Annotated in this window: 6 protein-coding genes and 1 pseudogene; all 7 read left to right on the top strand. The window is 62.3% G+C overall.

The window, feature by feature from the left end; genetic code table 11:
• Positions 1-88 precede the first annotated feature (88 nt).
• Complete coding sequence (gene urtE, locus HT737_RS18810; protein WP_003221219.1) at positions 89-787, top strand: urea ABC transporter ATP-binding subunit UrtE; 699 nt, start codon at positions 89-91, stop codon at positions 785-787.
• Positions 788-817: 30 nt separating this feature from the next.
• Positions 818-1,666 (top strand): urease accessory protein UreD, encoded by an 849-nt coding sequence (locus HT737_RS18805; RefSeq protein WP_182403625.1) that lies wholly within the window; start codon positions 818-820, stop codon positions 1,664-1,666.
• 139 nt (positions 1,667-1,805) lie between these two features.
• Positions 1,806-2,108: an urease subunit gamma gene (gene ureA / locus HT737_RS18800; protein WP_003221215.1), complete on the top strand. Its 303-nt coding sequence runs from the start codon at positions 1,806-1,808 to the stop codon at positions 2,106-2,108.
• 9 nt (positions 2,109-2,117) lie between these two features.
• Positions 2,118-2,652 (top strand): annotated as a pseudogene (locus HT737_RS18795) (N-acetyltransferase family protein).
• A gap of 6 nt (positions 2,653-2,658) precedes the next feature.
• Positions 2,659-3,195, top strand: coding sequence for a GNAT family N-acetyltransferase (locus HT737_RS18790; RefSeq protein WP_047291019.1), 537 nt, complete (start codon positions 2,659-2,661; stop codon positions 3,193-3,195).
• Complete coding sequence (locus HT737_RS18785; RefSeq protein ID WP_007966984.1) at positions 3,192-3,500, top strand: urease subunit beta; 309 nt, start codon at positions 3,192-3,194, stop codon at positions 3,498-3,500. Before HT737_RS18790 ends, HT737_RS18785 begins: the two co-directional genes overlap by 4 nt.
• A gap of 183 nt (positions 3,501-3,683) precedes the next feature.
• Positions 3,684-5,384, top strand: coding sequence for an urease subunit alpha (gene ureC, locus HT737_RS18780; protein ID WP_182403622.1), 1,701 nt, complete (start codon positions 3,684-3,686; stop codon positions 5,382-5,384).
• Positions 5,385-5,424: the final 40 nt, after the last annotated feature.

Genomic DNA, 5,424 nt, shown 5'->3' with positions numbered 1-5,424 from the left:
GATCTTTTGATCTTGATCTTAAAAAACAAAGATCAAAAAGATCGCACCTTCGGCAGCTCCTACACAGGGATTTGAGGAGATTTTGAGAATGCTGCAAGTCGACAAGCTGCATCAGTACTACGGCGGTAGCCACATCCTCCGAGGCCTCTCATTCGACGTGAACGTCGGCGAAGTCACCTGCCTGCTCGGGCGCAACGGCGTGGGCAAGACCACCCTGCTCAAATGCCTGATGGGCCTGTTGCCGGCCAAGGAAGGCGTGGTGAACTGGGAGGGCAAGGCAATCACCACACTCAAGCCGCACCAGCGCGTGCACGCCGGGATCGCCTATGTGCCACAGGGCCGGGAAATCTTCGGCCGGCTCACGGTGGAAGAGAATCTGCTGATGGGTTTGTCGCGGTTTCCCGGCAGTGAAGCGAAGGAAGTCCCAAGTTTCATCTACGAATTGTTCCCGGTGCTGCTACAAATGAAGCAGCGCCGAGGCGGCGACCTGTCCGGCGGCCAGCAACAGCAGCTCGCTATCGGTCGCGCGCTGGCCAGTCGTCCGCGTTTGCTGATCCTCGACGAACCTACCGAAGGCATCCAGCCCTCGGTGATCAAGGAGATCGGCGCCGTGATCAAGAAGCTCGCGGCGCGGGGCGACATGGCCATTTTGCTGGTGGAGCAGTTCTACGATTTCGCTGCGGAGCTGGCCGATCAATACCTGGTGATGTCCCGGGGCGAGATCGTGCAACAGGGTCGCGGCGAAAATATGGAGGCCGAGGGTGTACGAGGTCTGGTAACAATTTAATCTGTAGCTTCCTAACGATAATCACAAACCATGAACTTACCGCTTCCCACTGCCCTGTTTACCCCGAGCTGGCACGCCGAGCTGGAACTGGCCTACGCCCGCTTCGGCGACTGCACGCGCCCGGTCAAGCGCCGGCATCTGGGACCGCTGCGGGTGCAGAAGCACCTGTACGCCGAAGGCCCCGAGGTCTGCCAACACATCATCGTCCACCCGCCGGGCGGGATCGCCGGCGGTGACCGGCTGAACATCAGCGCCCGCGTCGAAACAGGACGCCCTGGGGCGCAGATCACCCAGCCCCCGGCGCCCGCCCAAAATGGTATCGCGCGGCGGGGGCCGGCGTATCAACAGCTCGATCTGCAAGTCGCGGCCGGCGCGACGCTGGAGTGGCTGCCGCAGGAAACCATCGTCTACAGCGCCGCTCAGGCTGAACTCACCACCTCGATTGAGCTTGAAGGCGATGCGCGGCTGTTCTACTGGGACGTGGTGGCACTGGGCCGACCGGCCAGTGGCGAGCGCTTCGACCTCGGACACTTTCAGGCGCATCTGGATATCCGCCGCGACGGGCGATTGCTCTGGCACGAGCGTCAGAGGATTACTGGCGGTGACGGTTTGCTGGATTCGCCCATCGGCCTGGATGGCCGTCCGGTGTTCGCCACATTGTTGGTCACTGGTGAGATTGATGCCGAGCTGCTGGAGCGCTGTCGTTCGCTGGGGCATGCCGTGCGCGGGGATTTGACCCAGTTGCCCGGCCTGTTGGTGGCTCGGTGTCTGGCGTCAGAAGCACTGCTCGCCCGTGCCTGGCTCATCGATTTATGGCGCTTGTTACGCCCGGCTCTGCTAGGCCGCGAGGCCCAGCCACCCAGAATCTGGAACACCTGAAATGCATTCCCCTGTAGGAGCTGCCGCAGGCTGCAATCTTTTGATCTTGCTGTAAAAAATCAACGTCAAAAGATCGCACCTTCGGCAGCTCCTACAGGGTGTACGACTTAACTTTCTTCTGCCGAGATTTGAAAAACAAATGGACCTGACCCCACGCGAAAAAGACAAGTTGCTGATCTTCACCGCCGGCCTCGTCGCCGAGCGCCGACTGGCCCGTGGTGTGAAGCTCAACTACCCGGAAGCGATGGCCTACATCTCCGCCGCGCTGCTCGAAGGCGCCCGTGACGGCCAGACCGTCGCCGAGCTGATGCACTACGGCACCACCCTGTTGAGCCGCGAGCAAGTGATGGAAGGCATTCCGGAAATGATCCCGGAGATCCAGGTCGAAGCGACGTTTCCCGACGGCACCAAACTGGTCACCGTCCACCAACCGATCGTTTGAGGACTCGCCATGACCTACACCATTCGCGATGCCCTGCACGCCGACCTGCCGGCGATCCGTGACATCTACAACGACGCGGTGCTCAACACCACGGGCGATCTGGAACGAATCGGCGGTCGACCTCGGCAACCGCCAGGCGTGGTTCAGCGCCCGTCAGGCCCAGGCCTACCCGATTCTGGTGATCGTCGACGCCGACAACGTGGTGCTCGGCTACGCTTCCTTTGGCGACTGGCGGCCGTTCGACGGTTTCCGTCACACCGTCGAGCACTCGGTCTACGTCCGTAGCGACCAGCGCGGCAATGGCCTTGGCCCGCAATTGATGAGCGTGCTGATCGAGCGGGCCAAAGCCTGCGACAAGCATGTGATGGTCGCCGCCATCGAAAGTGGCAATGCCGCTTCCATTCGTCTGCATGAACGCGCCGGTTTCAGCATCACCGGACAGATGCCGCAAGTCGGCACCAAGTTCGGCCGCTGGCTCGACCTGACCTTCATGCAACTGATCCTCAACCCTGGCGCGCAGCCGCCGGTCGCCAACAAGGAGTGACACGCGATGAACCCCGCCCAACTGCGACGCGTCAATGCGGAAAGTTTTGCGCACTATCGTCAGGGCCTGATTGATCTGCTGCTCGACGCCGTGGGTTATGGCGCCAGCGTCGGTTTCATGGCCGACCTCGATGCCGCGCAGGCCCGCGCCTATTTCGATGAAGTGCAGCAACAGGTGAACAAGGGCAGCGTGTTGCTCTGGGTGGTGGTCAAGGATGAAGAGGTGCAGGCCAGCGTGCAGTTGGGTCTGTGCCAGAAAGCCAACGGCCTCAATCGCGCCGAAGTGCAAAAACTGCTGGTACGCGAACAGGCGCGGCGCCGTGGGCTCGGCCAGCAGTTGATGAATGCGCTGGAGCTCGAAGCGGCCAAACACAAGCGCGGCATGCTCTACCTCGACACCGAGGCCGGCTCGCCCGCCGAAGAGTTCTACAAGGCTCTGGGTTACACCCGCGCCGGCGAAATCCCCGACTACGCCTGCGACCCGCACGGCACGTACCGTCCGACCGCCCTCTACTACAAGATTCTGCAAGGAGCCCGGCCATGATTCCCGGCCAGTACCAGATCCAGCCCGGCGACATCGAACTGAATGTCGGCCGCCGCACCCTCAGCCTGAAAGTCGCCAACAGCGGTGACCGGCCGATTCAGGTCGGTTCGCACTATCACTTTTTCGAAACCAACGATGCGCTGACCTTCGACCGCGCCGCCAGCCGTGGCATGCGCCTGAACATCCCCGCCGGCACCGCCGTGCGCTTCGAGCCGGGGCAAAGCCGCGAGGTCGAGCTGGTGGAGTACGCCGGGCATCGGCGGGTGTTCGGCTTTGCCGGGCGGGTCATGGGTGATCTCGACTGACTCTGATTCATCTGTGGTGAGGGAATTTATCTGTGGTGAGGGGATTCATCCCCGATCGACCGCGCAGCGGTCGCCAACCACCACCGGCCCCACCACAAAAATCACTTTTGCTGAATGGCGGGTGCTACGCACCCGATCGGGGATAAATCCCCTCGCTACAATAAATTTGTGCAAGGAATTGAAATGAAGATTTCCCGGCAAGCCTACGCCGACATGTTCGGCCCCACCGTCGGCGACAAGGTGCGCCTGGCAGACACCGAGTTGTGGATCGAAGTCGAAAAAGACTTCACCACTTACGGCGAAGAGGTGAAATTCGGCGGCGGCAAAGTCATCCGCGATGGCCAGGGCCAGAGCCAGTTGCTCGCCGCCGAAGTGGTCGACACGCTGATCACCAATGCGCTGATCATCGACCACTGGGGCATCGTCAAAGCCGACGTCGGTCTCAAGGACGGGCGTATCGCCGCGATCGGCAAGGCCGGTAACCCGGACGTACAACCGAACGTGACCATCGCCATCGGCGCCAGCACCGAAGTGATCGCCGGTGAAGGCATGATCCTCACTGCCGGCGGCATCGACACGCACATCCACTTCATCTGCCCGCAGCAGATCGAAGAAGCGTTGATGAGCGGCGTCACCACCATGATCGGCGGCGGCACCGGGCCGGCGACCGGTACCAACGCCACCACCTGCACCTCCGGCCCGTGGCACCTGGCGCGCATGCTTCAGGCCGCCGACGCGTTCCCGATGAACATCGGCCTCACCGGCAAGGGCAACGCCAGCCTGCCGGAGCCGCTGATCGAGCAGGTCAAGGCCGGGGCCATCGGCCTCAAGCTGCACGAAGACTGGGGCACCACCCCGGCGAGCATCGACAATTGCCTGAGCGTCGCCGACCAGTACGACGTACAAGTGGCGATCCACACCGACACCCTCAACGAGTCCGGTTTCGTCGAAACCACCTTGGGCGCGTTCAAGGGCCGCACCATCCACACCTATCACACCGAAGGTGCCGGTGGCGGCCATGCACCGGACATCATCAAGGCCTGCGGTTTCCCTAACGTGCTGCCGAGTTCGACCAACCCGACCCGGCCGTTCACCCGCAACACCATCGACGAACACCTCGACATGCTGATGGTCTGTCACCACCTCGACCCGAGCATCGCCGAAGACGTGGCGTTCGCCGAAAGCCGCATCCGCCGCGAGACGATTGCCGCCGAAGACATCCTCCACGACCTCGGCGCGTTCTCGATGATCAGTTCCGACAGCCAGGCCATGGGCCGTGTCGGCGAAGTCATCACGCGCACCTGGCAGACCGCCGACAAGATGAAAAAGCAGCGCGGCCCGCTGCCCCAGGACGGCGAAGGCAACGACAACTTCCGCGCCAAGCGCTACATCGCCAAATACACGATCAACCCGGCGATCACCCACGGCATCAGCCATGAGGTGGGCTCGGTGGAGGTCGGCAAATGGGCCGACCTGGTGCTCTGGCGCCCGGCGTTCTTCGGCGTAAAACCGACGCTGATCCTCAAGGGCGGTGCCATCGCTGCGAGCCTGATGGGCGACGCCAACGCGTCGATTCCAACCCCGCAACCGGTGCACTACCGCCCGATGTTCGCCAGCTACGGCGGCTCGCTGCACGCCACCAGCCTGACGTTCATCAGCCAGGCGGCGCAGGAATCGGGACTGCCCGACGCGTTGGGTTTGAAGAAGAAAATCGCCGTGGTCAAAGGCTGCCGCGATGTGCAGAAAACCGACCTGATCCACAACGATTACCTGCCGAACATCGACGTCGATCCACAGACCTATCAGGTCAAGGCCGACGGTGTGCTGCTGTGGTGTGAACCGGCGGAAACCTTGCCGATGGCTCAGCGTTACTTCCTGTTCTGACACACGGCAAAAGGCCCCCCGACCCGCGTCTTGCGCACGG

Origin of the sequence: Pseudomonas sp. MD195_PC81_125 (assembly GCF_014060985.1) — a bacterium.
In the GTDB taxonomy this organism is placed as follows: Bacteria; Pseudomonadota; Gammaproteobacteria; order Pseudomonadales; family Pseudomonadaceae; genus Aquipseudomonas; species Aquipseudomonas parakoreensis.
The sequence above is the reverse complement of the archived record's forward strand: the minus strand, read 5'-3'. Positions and strand labels throughout refer to the sequence as shown.